We start from the raw sequence: 19,277 nt of genomic DNA, 5'->3' as shown, positions 1-19,277 counted from the left end.
GGCTGGTACCGCCTCGACGCGCACGAGCGCGCGCTCGGCGAGCCCGAGGGCCGCGAGCGCGTCAAGGTGGTGGAGCGCGAGGACATGCTCCGCGCGAGTCTCGGCTGACGCATGCCCCGACCCCGAACTGAAAGGCAACCGTGATGACCGAGCCGTTGGTATCGAAGGAACGAATCGAGCAGGCGCTGGCGCTGGTCCAGGATCCCGAGATCCACCGTCCCATCACCGAATTGAACATGATCGACGCCATCGACGTGCGTGCAGGCAACCGGATCGCCGTCCGGGTGCTGCTCACCGTGGCCGCCTGCCCGATGCGGACCACGATCGACCGCGACGTCCGAGCGGCCGTGCTCGACGTTCCTGGCGTCACGGAGGTGAGCGTCGAGTTCGGCGTGATGTCCGACGAGCAGCGGGCCGTGCTGCGCTCCCAGTTGCGCGGCGACGCACAGGACGATGTCGTTCCGTTCGCCCAGCCCCACTCCCGGACCCGCGTCTACTGCGTGGCCTCCGGCAAGGGTGGCGTGGGAAAGTCCACGGTCACGGTCAATCTCGCCGCAGCCATGGCCGCGCGCGGGCTCGCGGTCGGTGTGCTGGACGCCGACATCCACGGCCATTCGATTCCCGGGATGCTCGGCGTCACGGGCGTACCGACTCAGGTCGATCGGATGATCATGCCGCCGACGGGCCGCGGCGTCCGGGTCATCTCGATCGGCATGTTCCTCGATGCCGACAAGCCGGTGGTGTGGCGTGGACCGATGCTGCACCGCGCGCTGCGGCAGTTCCTCGCGCAGGTGTTCTGGGGCGATCTGGACGTGCTGCTCGTCGACCTGCCGCCCGGCACCGGTGACATCGCGATCTCGCTGGCGCAACTGCTGCCCGATGCCGAACTGTTGATCGTCACTACGCCGCAGCCGACGGCGGCGGGCATCGCCGCGCGGGCGGGCGCCGTCGCGGCGGAGACGGGGCAGCGGGTGGTCGGTGTCGTGGAGAACATGTCCTGGTACGACGATCCCGCGGGTGGTCGTCAGGCACTGTTCGGTGCGGGCGGTGGCCGCGCGGTCAGCGATCGGTTGACCGCCCTGCTCGGCTCCGCGTGTCCGCTGCTGGGGCGGATCCCGTTCCATCCCGACGTGGGCGCGGCGGGGGATCTGGGTGCACCGATCGTTGTCGCGGAGCCCAACTCCACGGCCGCGAGCGCGCTCCGCGCTGTGGCACAGCGGCTTGCCGTACGCCCCCGCGGCTTGGCGGGGCGCTCGCTGGCGGTCGACGTGAAATGACCTCGTAGTCGGAAGTCGTTGCGGCGACGGCTGCGCTGAATTAGGTTGTCCTTAGTTGTTGTTGAACATCGATTTCACTAATGCGGCCGGGGTGCGCGGGTGACTCCGACCGACCGAGTGGGAGGACGAACCCATGGGCGCCGATGTCGAACTCGACGGGATCCCGCTGACCATGCTCTGGACCCTGCACAACCGGGCCAGCGAGTCCAAACGACCCGACGCGATCCTGCGCGACCCCGACTGCGAGCGGATCTACGACGCGATCGCCTTCGACTACGAGCGGACCTTCGGCAAGCCGGACGGCACGCACGCGGTGCGGTCGAAGAAGTTCGACGCGGTGCTGCGGCCCTGGCTCGCGGCGCACCCCGGCGGCACGGTGGTGGAACTCGCGGCCGGACTCGAGACCGAATTCCAGCGCTGCGACGACGGGCAGGTGCGGTGGCTGTGCGTGGACGTGCCGGACGCGATCGCGGTGCGCGAGCGATTCCTGCCGCCGAGCGAGCGGTGCAGGCATCTGCCCGTGAGCGCGCTGGACACCGCCTGGCTGGATCAGGTGGACCCGTCGCGCGGCGTATTCGTCACGGCGCAAGGGCTTTTCATGTACTTCGAGCCGGAGCAAGTGCGACAGCTGTGCTCCGCGATCCTGGACCGGTTCCCTGGCGTGGAGTTGATGTTCGACACCATCCCGCCCTGGTTCTCCCACAAGACGGTGCGCGGCTTCCACAAGACCCCGCACTACGAGGCGCCGCCGATGCCGTGGGGCGTCCGGCGCAGCGACATCGCGGACCTGGTGCGCTCGTGGAGTCCGAAGGTCACCGAGGTGACGGTCTCGTCTTACAGCCCGTCGCACGGACCGCTGCCCGCCACGCTGCCGCTGTTCGAGCGACTGCCGGTCTTGCGCGACATCCCGCCCGCGATCGCGCACGTGCGCACCGCTGCCTGAACGCGTTCCGAAGCGCGCCCGAGGGGTTTAGGCTTTAGAGCCATGACCGCCTTCACCGGCAAGGTCGTACTCATCACCGGCGGCGCCCGCGGCATCGGTGCGGAAGTCGCCCGGCGGCTGCACGCGCGCGGCGCGCACCTGATCCTCGTCGACGTCGATCCGCCCCCGCTGCGGGAACTCGCGGCGGAACTGGGTGGCGAGGAGCATGTCGTGGCGGTCCCCGCCGACGTGCGCGACTTCGCCGCGATGGAGGCCGCGGTCGCGCGGGGAATCGAGCGGTTCGGCGGCATCGACATCGTGATGGCCAACGCGGGCATCGCCAGCTACGGGTCGGTCCTTGCCGTGGATCCCGCCGCTTTCCGGCGGGTGATCGAGGTCAACCTCGTCGGTTGCTTCCACACCGTCCGGGCCGCCTTGCCATCGGTCGTCGAGCGGCGTGGATACGTGCTGATCGTGTCCTCCCTCGCGGCCTATCTCGCGATGCCGGGGATGGCGCCCTACGACGCCGCCAAGGCCGGGGTCGAGCACTTCGCGAACGCGTTGCGGCTCGAGGTCGCCCACCTCGGCGTCGATGTCGGGTCCGCGCACATGTCGTGGATCGATACCCCGCTCGTGCGGGAGAGCTTCGCCGATCTGCCCGCGGTCGCGCGCGGGCTCGCCGCGCTGCCGAGCCCGATCCGCAAGACGACCTCGGTGCGGGAGTGCGGCGCCAGGTTCGAGCGGGGCATCGCGCGGCGCGCCAGGCGGATCAACGTTCCCTTGTGGGTCGGCCTGCTGCGCTGGCTGCGGCCGCTGCTGCAGACGCGGCTCGTCGAGCGCTCGAGCGGCAAGACCACCCCGGACTGGCTGCCCGAGGTCGACGCCGAGGTGGCCGAACTCGGTCGTTCGTTCAGTGCCCGGACCCAGGCGCTCGGAGGGGATTAGGCGTACTCCGCATTCGCTCCGGTCATGCGCGTCTTGCGTACCTCCGCATTCGCTCGTGCCATGCGCGGTCTGGTGACGAACCGCCGTCCGACGGGGCTGTCCGAGGTCGCCTCGGCCTGTCGAGGAGGCCACCGCTGCCGCGCGGCGCCCGCAGCGGCGCGTTGCGGGGCATAGACGTTCTCCCAGAAGGGAATTCGCTCATTCCGCCGCCGAAGTGACCGGGAATTGGTAGTTTTCGCGGAACCGCGCGGGTGCGTTAGGCAAGGTCGATGGGGGTTCGCGGAGATGTCCGGCTCGGAACTATCGGGAAGCGTGTCCGTCGGACGCCGTGATCGACTGCCGGGCAAGAGGATTCGCGCGGACGTCGCGGGCGCGGTGCGCGACGAGCTGGTCCGGGACCCGGCCGCCATCCCGGACCTGCCGCAGGTCGCGGCGGCGCTGTTCCTCAGTTGCCGCACGCTCTCCCGGCGGCTCAACGCGGAGGGGACGTCGTTTCGCGCGCTGGTGGACGAGGTGCGCCGGGCGCGGTCCGAACAGTTGCTCGGCCACACGCGCCTGACCACCGAACAGGTCGCCAGCAGACTCGGCTACGCCGAATCGGCCTCGTTCATCCGCGCCTTCCGGCGCTGGAACGGATGCCCGCCGCAGGAATTCCGTTCCCGCGGCAGACATTCCGTTCGACCCTGACCTAGATCTTGCGGATGACCGTCACGACCTTGCCGAGGATGCGGGCGTCGTTACCCGGGATCGGCTCGAACAGCGGGTTGTGCGGCATCAGCCAGACGTCCTTGCCGCTGCGCTTGAAGGTCTTCACCGTGGCCTCGCCCTCGATCATCGCGGCCACGATGTCGCCGTTGTCGGCGACGTTCTGCTGGCGAACGACCACCCAGTCGCCGTCGCAGATGGCGGCGTCGACCATCGACTGGCCGACGACCTTCAGCAGGAACAGCGAACCGTCGCCGACCAATTCGCGCGGCAGCGGGAACACGTCCTCCACGGCCTGCTCGGCGAGAATCGGCCCACCGGCGGCGATCCGGCCCAGCACCGGGACGAAGGTCGGGGTCGGACGGCTCGGATCGATCGCGGCGGCCTCGGCGTCCTCGATCGCGGCGCCGGGCAGGCTGGTCACCGCGCGCACCGCCTCGTCGAGTCCGCGGACGTCGACCGCGCGGGGGCGGTTGGGGTCGCGGCGTAAATAGCCCTTACGTTCCAGGGCCCGAAGTTGGTGGGCGACCGACGAGGTGGAGGTCAGTCCGACCGCGTCGCCGATCTCGCGGATGCTCGGCGGGTAGCCGCGCTCGCTCACCGAGGTCCGGATGACCTCCAGCACCTTGCGCTGACGCACGGTGAGATCTGCCCCGGTCGGCGACGGGTCGCCGCCGACTCCGCTCTCGTCGCCCGTGTCGTCTGTGTGGCTCACCGCAACCGCCCTTCCTGTCGTTGATGTCGCTTTTCGAATTTAGTCCGGTCACGCCCAGGTTTCAAACATCTGTTCGACGCATGTCGGGCGTTTCGTGCTGACTTCGGCGCCGCCGCGTGGTAGAAATCGAACATCAGTTCTTCGAACATGTGATCGAAAGCGACTCCCTTCGAGCCATCCCGCCTGTATCCACACGGAGGTTTGTCCGATGAACACAGCGATCCGCGAAATCCGCGCCACCGAATCCGCTCCGGCCTCCGAGGGTCCGATCGATGACCTGGGCTTCGACTCCGTGCCGCGGGTGCGGCGCGCGCGCCGCGGCGGACTGCGCGCGCTGGACGGGCCGGGTCGCGCGGTGGCGGATCGCCGCCCGCGCGCGAGCAGGCCGGGCGGGGCTGTGGAACTGTATCGGCGTGGTTCCGTGCGCACGCTCGCGGCCCGGCGGCCTCGCGGCGCGCATCCGGCGCCGAGTGTCGAGCAGGCGCAACTCGGATTCGCGGTGCTCGCCGTCGCGGCTCTGCTCAGCGCGCTGGTAGTCGTGGCTTTCCTCGCGTTGGCCCATTGGCGAGCGGGCACTTTCGAAGAACCCGCGCCGTCGCCTTCGATTCCCGCGGAAATCGGACAGCAGTCGCACTACGGCAACTTCACGCGCTGATTCGGCGAATCCGCTGCCATCGAGTTCGTCGCGCACGGGCGGTCGCCGGTGTCGCGTCGGCGCCGTCGGGATCGTCCGGCGGGGGATGGGCTCCGAATCCATTTCCCTTGCGGCGTATGGGACATCCAGGGAGTCGGCCAAGGGGCGTGGCCGAAAATCTCGATCCAGAACTAGAACGCGTTGCTACTGTGCTGAAAACGTGACCCAGGCAACACCTGCCTCGAACGATTTCGGGACCACTTGCAATGACGCAGCGACACACAGCGGGCCGGGCGCTTCGGGCTTTCGCCGGGCTGTTCTTCTGTCTTCTGTTGGGACTCGGCGCGATTCCCGCCGCCCACGCGAACACCGCCTACCACGGCTATCTGGATCTTCCGTCGGTCAACGGTGACGGCGAGTACGGCGGCGGACTGAATCCCGCACTGCCGCTGGACGAACCGACGTTGCGCGCGGCGCTGGACCAGGCGCGCGCCGACGGCATCGCGCCGGAACGCTATGCGACACTGCTGCATCAGTACTGGCTAGTGGTGGCGACCGGCAATGCCGCTATCGATCTGGCCGGGTGGGATCCCAGCCGGGGTGTGCGGGCCAACGAGCGCACGTTCAATCAGGTGTATGTCAACTATCTGCGGCTGACCACGTCGCACCCGGAGTTCTACTGGGCGGGCCTCGCCGGGATCGCGGGTGGCTCGTTCGCTTCCGGTTTCTTCGACATGAGCGATGTCGGCATCGTCCTCGATGTGCCCGGCATTCATCAACTCGGCAACGCGGTCGCCGATCTGCTGCGCGGGACCCCCGAGGAACTGGTCGGCGAACTGCCCGCCGACATCCGGCTGCTCGCCACCGAAGGCGCGCGGCTGTCCGCCGAGGACGTCGCGTGGTACCAGACCCGGCTGATGATCATGCAGAAGCACATCTTCACCGACCTGGTTCCGATGCACGAAGCCTTCGTCGCGCTCGGCATGCCGGGGATCGACGAGATGTTCGCCGCTGGGATCATCGACGCGGACATCCGCGCCGCCTGGCACTCGATCACGACGGGCACCCGCGACGGCTACATCGACGCGCTGATTCGCATGACCGACCGGGAACAGAACAGTGTCATCGCCGACCAGTGGGACGTCACCTCCGCGGGCCGTGACGGCATCGGTCGCGTGCTCACCTACGTCAGCACGATCGCGGGCAAACCCGCGGTGCCCGGCGTGCGGGCGCCCGGCGTCTTCGCACCGGCCACCGTGCGCGCCGATCTCGGCGGCCGGTCGATGGCGCTTCGCACCGCGCTGCCCGCCTTCAACTGGGCCGACCGGGAGGACCGCTGGACCTACATCATGGGCGACCTGGTGCCGCGCCACATCGACATGGAGTCCGACGCTGTGCTCGCCGCGACCGTGCTCGGCGAGTCGTTCTGGCACAAACTCGCCCGCGGGCGGCTCGTGCCGCGTCTGCCCGAACTGCTCGCCGATCTGACCGCCCGGTGGCAACTCGTCGAGTGATGCGGCCCGCCGGACGGAACTCCCGGTAACGACCCGGGTATTCTCGAAGAGCTATGGAGGTATACCGCGTGTCAACCGGGGTATACCTTGTGCCGGGTACATCGACGAAGGATCTCTCGGATGCATTGCCCGTACTGCCGACACCCTGACTCGCGGGTGGTCGACTCGCGCGAGGCCGAGGAAGGCGCGGCCATCCGCCGTCGACGTTCCTGCCCGAACTGTGGGCGGCGTTTCACCACGGTCGAGACCGCCATCCTGTCCGTGGTCAAGCGCAGCGGCGTCACCGAACCGTTCAGCCGGGAGAAGGTCATCCGTGGCGTGCGGCGCGCCTGCCAAGGCCGCGAGGTCGACGACGACGCACTGAACCTGCTGGCCCAGCAGGTCGAGGACGCCGTACGCGCGACCGGTTCGCCCGAGGTGCCCAGCCACGAGGTCGGTCTCGCGATCCTCGGCCCGCTGCGCGATCTCGACGAGGTCGCCTATCTACGCTTCGCCTCGGTCTACCGGTCCTTCACCTCCGCCGAGGACTTCGAACGCGAGATACGGGAGATGCGCGAGGCGCGCGCCGCGGCGGGCGTCGCCGCAGACTGATCCGCTCCGACTCCGAGCCCGCCGGAACGCAATTCGGCGGGCTCGCGGTCGCTTGGTCCGGCAATCGTCCGCGCGGGTCCGGCTAACGGCGGATCGCCGCGATCGCCTTCTCGATCCTCTTCGCCGACACCGGATACGGCGTGCCGAGCTTCTGGGCGAACAGGCTGACCCGGAATTCCTCGATCATCCACCAGATCTCGGTGACATCGGGCGCCTGCTTGCGTCCGTCGGGCAGTGCGGCGACCAAGCGGTCGTACGCGGCGAGGACACGGTCGATCTCGGCCATGCCCTGCCGGTCGCGCACGGCGGAACCGGGCAGCGATTCCAACCGCACCAGCGCGGCGCGCAGGTAGCGGGGTAGGTCCCGCAGGCGCGCGCTGCCCCATTCGGAGACGAAGCCGGGGAAGACCAGATCGTCGAGCTGGTGACGGACGTCGTCGGCTATGTCGCGCTCGGCGACGCCACCCAGCGCCGAGGTCACCCCGTGCGCCTCGGCCAGCACCGGCACCACCGCGCGGACGATGCGGGCCACCTCGGTCGCGAGCTTGGGGCGGATCGCGGCGACGAGGGCCTCGAATCGGTCCGGGCTGCGCACCGGGCCGCCCGCGCCCGCGATCAGTTCGTCGGCGGCCGCCGCGCGGCAGTCCTCGACGAGCGCCTCCAGCGAGCCGTACGGATTCTGGCTCAGCGCAAGACGATCCGTGGGCGAGAGTCCGGCGGTGACGGTGCGCACCGAGGTCGGTATCGCGTGCAGGACCAGGGCGCGGGTGCCGGCCCGCATCGCGGTGGCCTGTTCGGCGGGCGAGCTGAGGACTCGCACCGCCACGCCCTCGCCTTCGGGCACCAGTGCCGGGTATCCGGTTACGGTCTGCCCGGCGACCTTCCGCCGCACCGTCGGCTCGACGGTGCCGAGGGACTCCGAGGTCCACACGGTGGCCGCGGCGCGCTCGGCGCCCGCGGTCGCACGCGCCACGGAGGCCGAGACCTGTTCGGCGAGTCGCGTCTTCAGCGCGGCCAGGCTCTTGCCCTTGGCCAGCACCCCGCCGCGGGTGTCGACCGCGGCGAAGGTCATGCGCAGGTGGTCGGGCAGCGCGGCGGGATCGAGGTCGTTCGGCGTGATCGTCACCGAGCCGAGCCGGGACAGCTCCCTGGCCAGACCGGTGCGCAGCGGTTCGGCGCGCGGGGTGAGCGCGGCGAGTGCGGCGGCGGCGAAGTCCGGCGCGGGAACCACGCTGCGCCGCAACGACTTCGGCAGCGTCTTGATCAGCGCCGCGGCCAGTTCCTCGCGCATGCCAGGCACCAGCCAGTCGAAGCCGACGGCGCGCACGTGCGCCAGCTGCTCGACCGGGATGCGCACGGTGACACCGTCGTCCTCCTGGCCCGGCTCGAACTGGTAGGTCAGCGGAAAGCTCAGCTCGCCCTGGCGCCACGCGTCCGGGAAGTCCGTCGGATCCAGCGCCGCCGCGTTCTCGTTGACGACCGTCGATTTCGAGAAGTCCAGCAGTGCCGGGTCTTTCCGCTTCGCGGTCCGCCACCAGCTGTCGAAATGCCGCGCCGAGACGACGTCGGCGGGAACGCGCTGGTCGTAGAACTCGAACAGCACCTCGTCGTCGACCAGGATGTCGCGGCGGCGGGCCCGGTGCTCGAGGTCGGCCACGTCGTCCAGCAGCTCCCGATTGCGGTGGAAGAACTCGTGTTTGGTCTGCCACTCGCCCTGCACCAGCGCGTGCCGCAGGAACAGCTCGCGGGACACCTCGGGGTCGATGCGGCCGTAGTCCACCGGTCGGCTCGTCACCAGCGGCACCCCGTACAGCGTGACCCGCTCGTAGGCCCGCGCGGAACCGCGCTTGGACGACCAGTGTGGCTCGGAGTAGGTGCGCTTGACCAGATCGCCCGCCAGCCGCTCGGCCCACTCGGGTTCCACTCTGGCCGCCATGCGGCCGAACAGCCGCGACGTCTCGACGAGCTCGGCGGCCATCACCCAGCGCGGCGGCTTCTTCGCCAGCGACGAGCCGGGGAAGATCATGAACTTGGCGCCACGCGCGCCGAGGAATTCCCGGCTCTCCGCCTCGCGCACGCCGATGTGCGAGAGCATGCCCGCCAGCAGCGATTGGTGGATCGCGGTGGAATCCCAAGGTAGGCCGTCGTTCTCGGCTGCGACAACCGGAACGTCCGCTGCCTTGACCGTCCCTCGGCCGCCGCGCCGCCTGCCGGGCCGGTTCGATGCGGCGGCGTCGTCACCGCGATCGGCGGATTCCGTTGTCGCGCGGGCGGATCGGGAGCCGCGGCCGTCGGCCGACCAGCCCAGCCCCTTGGTGATCGTGCGTAGCTGCCCGTGTAGGTCCTGCCACTCCCTGATCCGCAGGTAGTGCAGGAACTCCTCCCGGCACATTCGCCGGAACTGATTGGACGACAGCGATTTTCGCTGCTCGGTGAGGTAGTCCCAGAGCCGCAGGTAGGCGAGGAAGTCGGAGCCCTCGACGACGAAACGCGCGTGCTTGGTGTCGGCGGCCTGCTGGAACTCGGCGGGCCGCTCGCGGACGTCCTGGATCGACAGCGCCGCGACGATGATCAGCACCTCGGTCAGGCAGCCGTTGCCGTTGGCCTGCACCAGCATCCGCGCCATGCGCGGATCGACCGGCAGCTGCGCCATATCGCGACCGACGGGGGTCAGCGCCAACGCGGCATCCGGGCCCGCCGCGCCGCGGGCCAGCGCGCCCAGTTCCTCCAGCAGCGCGATGCCGTCGCGGATCGCGCGTTTGTCCGGCGCCTCCACGAACGGGAAGTTCTCGATGTCGCCGAGCCCGAGCGCGGTCATCTGGAGAATGACGGCGGCCAGGTTGGTGCGCAAAATCTCCGGTTCGGTGAACGCGGGCCGGGATTCGAAATCGTCCTCGGAGTACAGCCGGATGGCGATGCCGTCCGCGACGCGGCCGCAGCGCCCGGACCGCTGCCGCGCCGAGGCCTGCGAGACCGGTTCGATCGGCAGCCGCTGCACCTTGGTGCGCATCGAATAGCGGGAAATACGCGCGGTGCCGGGGTCGATCACATAGCGGATGCCGGGCACGGTCAGCGAGGTCTCCGCGACGTTGGTGGCCAGCACCACGCGGCGGCCGGTGTGCGGCGCGAAGACGCGATGCTGCTCGGCGGTGGACAGCCGCGCGTACAGCGGAAGGATCTCGGTGCGCGGCAGCTTCAGGTCGCGCAGCGCGTCGGCGGTGTCGCGGATCTCGCGTTCGCCGGAGAGGAAGACCAGCACGTCACCGTCCCCCTCGGCGAACAGCTCGCGCACCGCGTCGCCGATCGCGTCGACAGGGTCGCGGTCCACCACGCGGGTGTCCTCGTCGTCCTCGTCGGCGGAGGGTAGTTCGAGGCTCAGCGGCCGGTACCGGAGCTCGACGGGGTAGGAGCGGCCCGACACCTCGACAATCGGTGCGGGCGTGCCCTTCTCGTCGGCGAAATGCTTGGCGAACAGCTCCGGATCGATGGTCGCCGAGGTGATGATCACCTTCAGATCGGGGCGGCGCGGCAGCAACTGCTTCAGGTAACCGAGCAGGAAATCGATGTTGAGGCTGCGCTCGTGCGCCTCGTCGATGATGATCGTGTCGTAGCGGCGCAGCAGGCGGTCGCGCTGGATCTCGGCGAGCAGGATGCCGTCGGTCATCAGCTTGACCAGGGTGCGCTCGGAGGCCTGATCGGTGAACCGCACCGTGTAGCCGATGACGTCGCCCAGCTCGGTGTCCAGCTCCTCGGCGATGCGTTCGGCCACGGTGCGCGCGGCCAGCCTGCGCGGCTGGGTGTGCCCGATCGCGCCGCGGATGCCGCGTCCCAGCTCCAGGCAGATCTTCGGGATCTGCGTCGTCTTGCCGGAGCCGGTCTCGCCCGCGACGATCACCACCTGGTTGGCGGCGATCGCCTCGGCGATGTCGGCGCGACGGGCGGTGACGGGCAGCTGCTCGGGGTAGCGGATCCGCGGCACCGCGGCTCGGCGCGCTTCGACGCGCAGCTCGGCGGCGGTGATGTCGGCGGCGATCTCCTCGAGGTCCGTGCCGCGCGCCCGGTCCAGCCGACGTCGCAGCCGGTACTCGTCGCGGAGGGAGAGATTCGCCAGGCGGGTGCGGAGCTCGCGGGTTCCGGTATCAGCTGTCCTGGTCATTGCGTCGTCCAGCCTACCGGGCCGGGCCTCACCGCCCGCCGCTGCCGGGCTGCCGCGGGCGCCCACACCGATAGCCGAACGTGTGCCGAGGGTGCCGAATCGGCGGGTCGCGCGTGCCGAGGTATGCGAGGATCGGCCCATGGACGCGGGCTCGGACGCGGCGTCGGCGGTGCGCGGACGCGGTGTTGCCTTCGGTGTACTCGGTGTGGTGGCCGCGCCAGGTGGGCGCGCCGAGCGATGGCGTCGGCCCGGCCCCGGCGGCTGGGCTCCGGTGGCGGCGGTCGCGGTGGCGTGGTGCGGGTGAGCCGCGTCGCGGTCGGTCCGATCTCGGCTTCGCTGAGGTAAGGGTGGTGACATGAGCGAACGTAGTGAGCGAATCGTGTGCCAGCGCGCCTCGCGCATGCCGGAGTCGAGCGCCAGCGAGGCGAAGGCATGAGCGAACGTAGTGAGCGAATCATGTGCCAGCGCGCCTCGCGCATGCCGGAGCCGAGCGCCAGCGAGGCGAAGGCATGAGCGCGTTGTGGCATGGATTCGCCGATATGGGCGCCGTCGAACGGGACGGCGCGTTCGTGATCGCGCGCGGCGAGGGCGCCTACGTCTACGACCAGTCGGGCGCTCGATATCTCGACGCCACCGCCGGACTGTGGTTCGCCAACATCGGGCACGGCCGCGGCGAGATCGCCGACGCGGTCGCCGCCCAGCTGCGCGAGATCGCGCACTACTCGAATTTCGGCGACATCGCCGAAGCGCCCACCCGGGAACTCGCCGAGCGGCTCGCGGCGATCGCGCCGGTGCCGGGCAGCAAGATCTTCTTCACCTCGGGCGGATCGGACGCGATCGACACCGCCGCCAAACTGGCCAGGCGCTACTGGCACCAGGTGGGCAGGCCGGAGAAGACGATCGTGGTGGGCAGGGAGCGCGCGTATCACGGAATGCACGTCGCCGGAACGGCGTTGGCGGGACTGCCGCTCAACCGCGAGGGATACGGCGAGCTCATGCCCGACGCGCGCACCGTCGCGTGGGACGACGCGAAGGCGCTGCTCGCGCTGATCGAGGAGGTGGGCGCCGAACACATCGCCGCCTTCTTCTGCGAGCCGATCATCGGCGCGGGCGGGGTGTATCTGCCGCCGGAGGGGTACCTGAACGAGGTGCGGCGCATCTGCGACGACTACGAGATCCTGTTCGTCGCCGACGAGGTCGTCACCGGATTCGGGCGCATCGGCGGAAGCTGGTTCGCCTCGAGCCGCTTCGACCTGCGGCCCGACATCATGACCACCGCCAAGGGGCTCACCAGCGGCTATCTGCCGATGGGCGCGGTGTTCGTCGCGCCGGAACCGGCCGAGCCGTTCTTCGGCGGCGGCGTGTGGTGGCGGCACGGGTACACCTACGGCGGGCACGCCGCCGCGGCGGTCGCGGCGCTGGTCAACCTCGACATCATCGAACGCGAGAACCTGCTCGCCGAGGCGGCCCGGCTGGAACGGACCTTGCACGAGAAGCTCGCGCCGTTGGCCGCGCATCCGCGGGTGGCGGAGGTGCGCAGCGGGCTCGGTGCGGTGGCGGCGGTGCAGCTGGCGGATCCGGCCGAAGCGCCCGCGTTCGTCAAAGAGCTACGCGCCCAGGGTGTTTCGAGTCGTGCTGCGGGACAGGGGGCGATGCAGGTCTCGCCGCCGTTCGTGACGACCGACGCTCAGGTCGACGAGCTGACCGCCGCGTTCACCCGGGCGCTGGGCTGATCTGTGCCGGGAGCTGGGCTGACCTCGGCCGGGCGCTGGGCTGATCTCGGCCGGGCCGTGGACTGAACCTCGGCCGGGCGCTGGCCTGATCCTCCGGCTCACAGTGCCAGCGTCATGAACACGCTGTGCGGATCTTCGGTGTAGTCGGCGAAGGGCGGACCGATCTCGAAACCGTGGCGCGCGTAGAGGCGTTGGGCGGGAAGATAATACGGTGCCGCGCCGGTCTCCAGGCTGAGTCGGCGGTAGCCGCGGGCGCGTGCCTCGTCGACGATGTGCGCGAGCAGGGTGGCGGCGACGCCGCGACCGGTGTGCTCGGCCGAGGTGCGCATGGACTTGATCTCACCGTGGGTCGCGTCGAGCTGTTTCAGCGCTCCACAGCCCAGGAGTTCCGCCTCCTCGCGCACGCTCCAGAAGGTGATGTCGGGATGGCGCAGCTCGGACAGGTCGAGCGCGTGCATGCTGTCGTCGGGGGAGTTGGCTCGCATCTCGGCCAAGTGGGTGGCCAGCAGGGCGATGATGTCGGAGCCGGTGAGGTCGTCGACGGCGATGCGCGCGGCGGTGCGCTGTTCCTCGGCGTGGCTCGACATACCGACCATTATGGTCGCGAAGCGAACCCTCGACGGAACTGTGTGAGACACCTTACTGTGAGGACACTCGTCCTCGTTCCGCGCGCTTCAGCTCAGGTGGATCCATGAACCGTGTCAACAGCGTCGGCTCCGTCGTGGTCGGCGCGGCCCGCCGCGTCGCCGACGAGACCTACTACGCGAGCCTCGCGGTGCGCGCGGGCCTGGCCACCCCGCAACGGCCGGATCGGCTGGCGCGCATCGGTTTCGCGGTGCTGCGGTCGGGGATGCTCGGGGGACTGGTGACGGTGGCCGCACTGCGCTACCGGCACCGGGCCGCGATCATCGATGAACTGGGCACGGTGAGCTTTCGCGAGCTCGACGAACGCACCACCGCGCTGGCCAACGCCTGGCGGGCGCGCGGTCTACGCGACGGCGAGGGCGTGGCCGTGCTCGCGCGCAACCACCGCGGCTTCCACTACGCGGTGTTCGCCGCGGCCAAGTGCGGCGCCAAGATCATCCTGCTGAACACCGATTTCGCCGGGCCGCAGCTGCGCGAGGTCCTGGCGCGCGAAGGCGCCGATCTGCTGGTCTACGACGACGAATACGCGGGCATCCTGGGCGATCTGCGCACACCGCGCGGCCGCTACCGCGCCTGGACCGACGCGCCCGCGGTCGACACGCTGGAGAACCTGATCGCGGGCGGCTCCAGAAAACCACCGCGCCGACCGAGCACCGCCGCCCGGATCATCCTGCTGACCAGCGGCACCACCGGAACCCCCAAAGGGGCGCCGCGCCGGGAGCCGACCTCGCTGGCGCCGCTGGGCGCCATCCTCGGCCGGGTACCGTTCCGCGCCCGAGAGATCACCGAATGCCCGGCGCCGCTGTTCCACACCCTCGGCTTCGCGCACGCCATCATGGCCGTCGGTTTCGGCTCGACTTTGGTGATCCGGCGGCGCTTCGATCCGCAGGCGGTACTCGACAGCCTGCACCGCAATCGCGCCACCGCGTTGATCACCGTGCCCGTGATGCTGCAGAGGCTGGTCGATCTCGGGGCGGAAGCCCGTGCGGGACTCGACTTCTCGCGGCTGCGGATCGTCTTCGTCGCGGGCTCGCAGTTGGGCGCCGAGCTGTGTGTGCGGGTCACCGAGGCGTTCGGTCCCGTGGTCTACAACGTCTACGGCTCTACCGAGGTGGCGTACGCGACCATCGCCACGCCCGCCGACCTGGCGGTCGAGCCCGGCTGCGTCGGCACCCCGGTGCCCAGCACCACCGTCAAGATCTTCGACGAGAACGACGCCGAGCTGCCGCATGGCCGCACCGGACGCATCTTCGTCGGCAACAACTACCAGTTCGAGGGTTACACCGGCGGGGGAGACAAAGACCGCATCGGCTCCCTGATGTCCACCGGCGACGTCGGCCATTTCGACAGCGCGGGACGGCTTTTCATCGACGGCAGGGACGACGACATGATCGTCTCCGGCGGCGAGAACGTCTTCCCCGGCGAAGTCGAGGAACTGCTCGCCGCCCACCCCGCGGTCGAGGAAGTGAGCGCTTTCGGCGTCGAGGACGACCGACACGGCCAGCGCCTGCGCGCGGTCATCGTCGTCCGCCCCGGCCACACCCTCACCGAAGACGAGGTGCGCGACCACGTCAAAACCCACTTGGCCCGCTTCAAGGTCCCCCGCGACGTCCTCTTCGTCGACCAACTCCCGAGAAACCCCACCGGCAAAGTCCTCAAACGCGTCCTGCGGGAGATGGGTTAGAACGAGTCCGGCTGGGACACGGGAATGGGTCAGTCCATGCCGAACAGGCGGCGCATGGTGTGGCGGAGGCGGGCGCGGTCGGGGAGTGCGGTGCGGAGCCAGCCGTCGGGCGGGACCACGACGAGTCCGCTTCTGCGGTGTTCGACGCAGTCGACGATGGCGTCGGCGACCAGTTCGGGGGCCGGGGCGTAGCCGGGGGCGATGGTGCTGACCAGCACGCCTTGTTCGGCGAGGCCGCGGTGCAGCGCGGTGCCGAGGCCGACGACGGCGTGTTTGGTCGCGCTGTAGACGGCCGCGCCGAGTGCCGCGGTGACGCCGACCGCCGAGCCGATGTTGACGATGTGGCCGTGTCCCTGCTCCACGAAACGTCTTCCGGCCAAACGGGATCCGTTGATCACCGCGCGCAGGTTGACGTCGATCTGGTGATCCGACTCGATCTCGGACTCGCTCAGGAACGATCCGCTCGGTGCGGTGTCGGCGGCGTTCACCACCACGTCCAGCCCGCCGAGTTTGCGTTCGGCGCGGGCGAGGAACTCGGCGAACCGCGCGCTGTCGGCGGTGTCCAGCGCGAGGCCGACGGCGGTGCCGCCGTGCATTCGCGCGAACTGCTCGGCCACCGCGCGGGCCCGTCCCGTGTCGCAGTCCCCGAGCGCCACGTCCGCGCCGGCCGCGAGAAAGGCCAGCGCGATCTCGCGGCCGACGCCGTGCGCGCCTCCGGTGATCGCTACCCGTTTGCCCACAAGTGTCTTCTTCGACATGTGATTTCGCCCGCTTTCGCCTCGGGCCTCGACGGTAGGGCGCGGCGCGGTGTCGATGCCATGCGATGTCGGGTCAGGACATTTCGGATATCGGCCAGTTGTGCCGCCCGACCGTGAGGTGTTCGCCGCGCCCACCGTCCGGACGGACAGGACGTCCGGCTGTCCTTGCGATGTCCGGCCAAAACCATGCGGAATCCGGCCATGCCGGACGACGATGAAGCGGTGTCCTCGTGGGAGTGGCGGCGCTCGGTGACCTTGTCGGCTGTGCTGGTCGAAGTGGCGCGCGACCACGGTCTGCCGCTCGCGGAATGCTTGCGCGACACCGGGATCGAGCCCGCGCAGCTCACGACGCCGGGCATGGAAGTCACCGCCGCGCAGGAGCTGGCTCTCATCGGCAATATCGTCACCCGGTTCGACGACCGACCCGGCCTCGGCCTGGAAGCCGGAATGCGCACGCACGTCACGACTTACGGCGCGCTCGGGCTGGCGCTGCTCAGCAGTCCGACGGCGCGCTCGGCGGTGGACCTGCTGATGCGCTACATCCGGATGACCACGACTTTCGCCCGCACCCGGCACGTCTACCAGGACGACACGCTGCTGCTCTACGCCGACGACCGCGCCGTGCCGTCGCGACTGCGCGGCTTCCTGCTGGAGCGGGACGTCGCTGTGCTGCTGACGAACTGGACGGCGGTGTACCACGCGCCAGCGCCGATTCTGGGCGGCCAGGTCGCCTGGGGACTGCGTCCCCGGCTGCAACCGATCCTGGACCAGTACGGCCTCACGGCAACCGATGGCGCCGGCCCGCACCTGGTCGTCTTCGACACCGCGGGCTTCGACGACCCACTGCCGCAAGCCAGCCCGCTCACCGCGGCGCTGTTCGAGGAGCAGTGCGCGGACCTGCTGCGGCGGCGGGGGCTTGCCAAGGGCATCGCCGGATCGGTACGGGAGGTCCTGCTGCACCGGCTGGGCGGGCGCGTCTCGCAGGAGGACGTGGCGGCCGCGTTGCACATGAGTCTGCGCACCATGCGCCGCCGCCTAGCGGACGAGGGCACGTCGTATCGCAGGCTGTGCAGCGAGACCTATGGCAACCTGGCCGAGGAACTGCTCGCCACCGGCCTGACCGTCGAGGACGTCGCCTACCGCATGGGGTACTCGGGCGCGCCGAGCTTCTCCAACGCGTTCAAACAGTGGCGCGGCGTCTCCCCCGGCCGGTTCGCCCGCGCGGCCGCGGAACGGCACGGCCGACCGATCTGACGCGAAAAACCGGTGGCCGAGCCGGCGTCGGCGCGCGTACCTTCGACCCTCGTAATTCTCGACGGGGGAGGAAAGTTATGGAGGCGACGGTCACGGTGACTCCGGACCAGCTGCCGGAGTTGCTGCTGCATGTCGCCTTGGTGCGGCCGGTGTTTCTCTGGGGCGCACCGGGTATCGGCAAGAGCTCGCTGGTGCGCTCGTTCGCCGAATCGCTCGGGCTGGAGTGCGTCACGCTGCTCGGCACCCAGCTCGCGCCGGAGGACCTGATCGGGGTGCCACAGATCGTCGGCGACCGCAGCCGCTTCGCGCCGCCCGAGCTCATCGCCCGGCCGACGCCGTACTGCCTGTTCCTCGACGAACTGAACGCGGCGGCGCCCGAGGTGCAGAAGTCGTTCTACTCGCTGATCCTGGACCGCCGTATCGGCGGCTACGAGCTGCCCGCCGGTTCGGTGGTGATCGGCGCGGGCAACCGCGCCACCGACAACGCGCTGGCCCGTCCGATGGCCTCGGCGCTGGTCAACCGCATGGTGCACCTGCACCTGCGGGCCGACGTGGACGACTGGCTGAAGTGGGCCGCGCACAACGACATTCACCCCTGGGTGGTGCGCTACGTGACCCAGCGCCCCGATCACCTGTGGTCGGCGGCGCCGAAGACCGAGGCGCCCTTCTCCACCCCGCGCGGCTGGCACATGCTCTCCGACGCGCTGCACTCCTGCGGCGACGATCTCGACGACACGCTGCTCGAGGTGCTCGCGGCGGGCACGCTGACCCCCGCTCACGCCTCGGGGTTCCGCGCCTTCGTCAAGACCATCCGGCACGCCTATGATCTGGACGCCGTGATCAAGGGCGAGGCCGACTGGCCGCGCGACCCCGGCGACCGCGATCTGCTGTACTTCCTGTCCGAGACCTTCCGCGCGCGGTTGATCAAGGACCTGCCCGGTTCCCGCAAGCATGTCTCCGCCACGACGCACCGATTCGTGTTGCGGGCCAAGACGATGCTCGTCGAGCTGGCGGAGATCTCGGTCGAATGCGCGCAGTTGGTGATCGCCTCGGACGCCGACGGTGTGCCGGTGCTGCCCTCTTGGTTCCTGGTCGAGGTGACCCGCGACCTGCCGCGCCTGGCCGCGCGGCGATAGTCGTGGGCGCCGCGCGCGGGAAGCGCCGCGCGACTGTCGACCCCTGGCGCGAGGCCGTGTTGGACGGCTGGGGCATGGTCAGGGCGCACCGCGCCTTCCGATATCTGCCGGGTCGGCTCTACGAGCTCGACCCGCGCCAGACTTCGCCGGAGGTGTGGGCGCGCATCGCAGGCGGGGGCATCGGGTACCACCCGAAGCGCCGCGCCGAATCCGCCGAGTGGGCTTGGGTTTTCGCGCACTGCCTGCTGCACGCCGGATTCGGGCACATGGATCCGCGCGGCGTGGATCCCGCGAATATCGTCACCGACAGCCATCTGGCGAAAAGCTGGTCCAGCGACGCGGCCGAACCGCACCCAGCCTATCGCGCCGCCTGCTGCGCGGTCGTCGACCAGTATCTGACCACGATGAAGATCGGGCGTCGGCCGACCGAACTTCCTGCCACGCCGAGCATTTCCGACGAGCACGCCACCGCGGCGCGCTGGCGCGACACCGCCGTCCCCGTCGAGTACCGGCGCGACGACCCGCCGGACTTCCTGATCAGCGGCGCCGCCGCGGCCGAGCGCGCCGACGACCCCGCGCGCTTCGCCGCGGGCATCGCCGCCGCCGCC

17 protein-coding genes are annotated in these 19,277 nt (G+C 70.0%); 13 read left to right on the top strand and 4 right to left on the bottom strand.

What is annotated here, in order from left to right:
• Positions 1 to 143: 143 nt before the first annotated feature.
• From AB0H49_RS33960 to AB0H49_RS33945, 4 genes are all read left to right on the top strand, one after another.
• Positions 144 to 1,277, top strand: a complete 1,134-nt coding sequence (locus tag AB0H49_RS33960) for an Mrp/NBP35 family ATP-binding protein (RefSeq protein ID WP_357257085.1) — start codon at positions 144 to 146, stop codon at positions 1,275 to 1,277.
• A gap of 133 nt (positions 1,278 to 1,410) precedes the next feature.
• Positions 1,411 to 2,220, top strand: coding sequence for a class I SAM-dependent methyltransferase (locus tag AB0H49_RS33955; RefSeq protein ID WP_354999542.1), 810 nt, complete (start codon positions 1,411 to 1,413; stop codon positions 2,218 to 2,220).
• Positions 2,221 to 2,262: 42 nt separating this feature from the next.
• A complete protein-coding gene (locus AB0H49_RS33950) occupies positions 2,263 to 3,144 on the top strand; it encodes an SDR family oxidoreductase (protein ID WP_357257081.1) in 882 nt (293 codons plus the stop codon).
• Positions 3,145 to 3,456: 312 nt separating this feature from the next.
• Positions 3,457 to 3,831 (top strand): AraC family transcriptional regulator, encoded by a 375-nt coding sequence (locus tag AB0H49_RS33945; RefSeq protein WP_357257078.1) that lies wholly within the window; start codon positions 3,457 to 3,459, stop codon positions 3,829 to 3,831.
• Position 3,832: 1 nt separating this feature from the next.
• Here AB0H49_RS33945 and lexA read toward each other — a convergent pair whose 3' ends face one another.
• A complete protein-coding gene (lexA, locus tag AB0H49_RS33940; RefSeq protein ID WP_354999545.1) occupies positions 3,833 to 4,564 on the bottom strand; it encodes a transcriptional repressor LexA in 732 nt (243 codons plus the stop codon).
• Between the two features lie 208 nt (positions 4,565 to 4,772).
• On the opposite strand from lexA, the gene AB0H49_RS33935 reads away from it, so the two are divergent.
• The 3 genes from AB0H49_RS33935 (at position 4,773) to nrdR (ending at position 7,303) form a co-directional block, all read left to right on the top strand.
• Positions 4,773 to 5,219 (top strand): hypothetical protein, encoded by a 447-nt coding sequence (locus AB0H49_RS33935; protein WP_357257075.1) that lies wholly within the window; start codon positions 4,773 to 4,775, stop codon positions 5,217 to 5,219.
• Positions 5,220 to 5,464: 245 nt separating this feature from the next.
• Positions 5,465 to 6,712, top strand: coding sequence for a hypothetical protein (locus AB0H49_RS33930; protein ID WP_357257072.1), 1,248 nt, complete (start codon positions 5,465 to 5,467; stop codon positions 6,710 to 6,712).
• A 120-nt stretch (positions 6,713 to 6,832) separates the two neighbouring features.
• Entirely contained in the window at positions 6,833 to 7,303 is a 471-nt protein-coding gene (gene nrdR / locus AB0H49_RS33925; RefSeq protein WP_067779472.1) for a transcriptional regulator NrdR, read from the top strand.
• Positions 7,304 to 7,385: 82 nt separating this feature from the next.
• Here the strand turns inward: nrdR and hrpA are convergent, their stop codons facing one another.
• Positions 7,386 to 11,459, bottom strand: coding sequence for an ATP-dependent RNA helicase HrpA (gene hrpA, locus AB0H49_RS33920; protein ID WP_357257069.1), 4,074 nt, complete (start codon positions 11,457 to 11,459; stop codon positions 7,386 to 7,388).
• Positions 11,460 to 11,598: 139 nt separating this feature from the next.
• Here hrpA and AB0H49_RS33915 point away from each other — a divergent pair, with 139 nt between their 5' ends.
• Positions 11,599 to 11,763: a hypothetical protein gene (locus AB0H49_RS33915; protein WP_354999549.1), complete on the top strand. Its 165-nt coding sequence runs from the start codon at positions 11,599 to 11,601 to the stop codon at positions 11,761 to 11,763.
• 205 nt (positions 11,764 to 11,968) lie between these two features.
• The gene (locus tag AB0H49_RS33910) at positions 11,969 to 13,192 is read left to right on the top strand and encodes an aminotransferase class III-fold pyridoxal phosphate-dependent enzyme (protein ID WP_357257066.1); all 1,224 of its coding nucleotides are present in this window, start codon (positions 11,969 to 11,971) and stop codon (positions 13,190 to 13,192) included.
• Positions 13,193 to 13,290: 98 nt separating this feature from the next.
• On the opposite strand, the gene AB0H49_RS33905 is transcribed toward AB0H49_RS33910, so the two are convergent.
• Positions 13,291 to 13,779: a GNAT family N-acetyltransferase gene (locus tag AB0H49_RS33905; protein WP_357257062.1), complete on the bottom strand. Its 489-nt coding sequence runs from the start codon at positions 13,777 to 13,779 to the stop codon at positions 13,291 to 13,293.
• 104 nt (positions 13,780 to 13,883) lie between these two features.
• Between AB0H49_RS33905 and AB0H49_RS33900 the strand changes: the two genes are divergently transcribed.
• A complete protein-coding gene (locus AB0H49_RS33900; protein WP_357257059.1) occupies positions 13,884 to 15,521 on the top strand; it encodes an acyl-CoA synthetase in 1,638 nt (545 codons plus the stop codon).
• A gap of 29 nt (positions 15,522 to 15,550) precedes the next feature.
• Here AB0H49_RS33900 and AB0H49_RS33895 read toward each other — a convergent pair whose 3' ends face one another.
• Positions 15,551 to 16,261, bottom strand: a complete 711-nt coding sequence (locus AB0H49_RS33895) for an SDR family NAD(P)-dependent oxidoreductase (protein ID WP_354999553.1) — start codon at positions 16,259 to 16,261, stop codon at positions 15,551 to 15,553.
• A 219-nt stretch (positions 16,262 to 16,480) separates the two neighbouring features.
• On the opposite strand from AB0H49_RS33895, the gene AB0H49_RS33890 reads away from it, so the two are divergent.
• The 3 genes from AB0H49_RS33890 to AB0H49_RS33880 form a co-directional block, all read left to right on the top strand.
• The gene (locus tag AB0H49_RS33890; protein ID WP_357257056.1) at positions 16,481 to 17,533 is read left to right on the top strand and encodes an AraC family transcriptional regulator ligand-binding domain-containing protein; all 1,053 of its coding nucleotides are present in this window, start codon (positions 16,481 to 16,483) and stop codon (positions 17,531 to 17,533) included.
• 77 nt (positions 17,534 to 17,610) lie between these two features.
• The gene (locus AB0H49_RS33885; protein WP_357257054.1) at positions 17,611 to 18,669 is read left to right on the top strand and encodes a MoxR family ATPase; all 1,059 of its coding nucleotides are present in this window, start codon (positions 17,611 to 17,613) and stop codon (positions 18,667 to 18,669) included.
• 2 nt (positions 18,670 to 18,671) lie between these two features.
• A partial coding sequence (locus tag AB0H49_RS33880; protein WP_357257051.1) for a hypothetical protein occupies positions 18,672 to 19,277 on the top strand: 606 nt, incomplete at its 3' end.

It is taken from the genome of Nocardia sp. NPDC050713 (assembly GCF_040654315.1).
In the GTDB taxonomy this organism is placed as follows: Bacteria; Actinomycetota; Actinomycetes; order Mycobacteriales; family Mycobacteriaceae; genus Nocardia.
The sequence above is the reverse complement of the archived record's forward strand: the minus strand, read 5'-3'. Positions and strand labels throughout refer to the sequence as shown.

Coding starts and splice junctions, on each gene's coding strand:
- AB0H49_RS33960 (WP_357257085.1), top strand. CDS start 144: ATGACCGAGCCGTTGGTATCGAAGGAACGAATCGAGCAGGCGCTGGCG.
- AB0H49_RS33955 (WP_354999542.1), top strand. CDS start 1,411: ATGGGCGCCGATGTCGAACTCGACGGGATCCCGCTGACCATGCTCTGG.
- AB0H49_RS33950 (WP_357257081.1), top strand. CDS start 2,263: ATGACCGCCTTCACCGGCAAGGTCGTACTCATCACCGGCGGCGCCCGC.
- AB0H49_RS33935 (WP_357257075.1), top strand. CDS start 4,773: ATGAACACAGCGATCCGCGAAATCCGCGCCACCGAATCCGCTCCGGCC.
- AB0H49_RS33930 (WP_357257072.1), top strand. CDS start 5,465: ATGACGCAGCGACACACAGCGGGCCGGGCGCTTCGGGCTTTCGCCGGG.
- nrdR (WP_067779472.1), top strand. CDS start 6,833: ATGCATTGCCCGTACTGCCGACACCCTGACTCGCGGGTGGTCGACTCG.
- hrpA (WP_357257069.1), bottom strand. CDS start 11,459: ATGACCAGGACAGCTGATACCGGAACCCGCGAGCTCCGCACCCGCCTG.
- AB0H49_RS33915 (WP_354999549.1), top strand. CDS start 11,599: ATGGACGCGGGCTCGGACGCGGCGTCGGCGGTGCGCGGACGCGGTGTT.
- AB0H49_RS33910 (WP_357257066.1), top strand. CDS start 11,969: ATGAGCGCGTTGTGGCATGGATTCGCCGATATGGGCGCCGTCGAACGG.
- AB0H49_RS33905 (WP_357257062.1), bottom strand. CDS start 13,779: ATGTCGAGCCACGCCGAGGAACAGCGCACCGCCGCGCGCATCGCCGTC.
- AB0H49_RS33900 (WP_357257059.1), top strand. CDS start 13,884: ATGAACCGTGTCAACAGCGTCGGCTCCGTCGTGGTCGGCGCGGCCCGC.
- AB0H49_RS33890 (WP_357257056.1), top strand. CDS start 16,481: ATGCCGGACGACGATGAAGCGGTGTCCTCGTGGGAGTGGCGGCGCTCG.
- AB0H49_RS33885 (WP_357257054.1), top strand. CDS start 17,611: ATGGAGGCGACGGTCACGGTGACTCCGGACCAGCTGCCGGAGTTGCTG.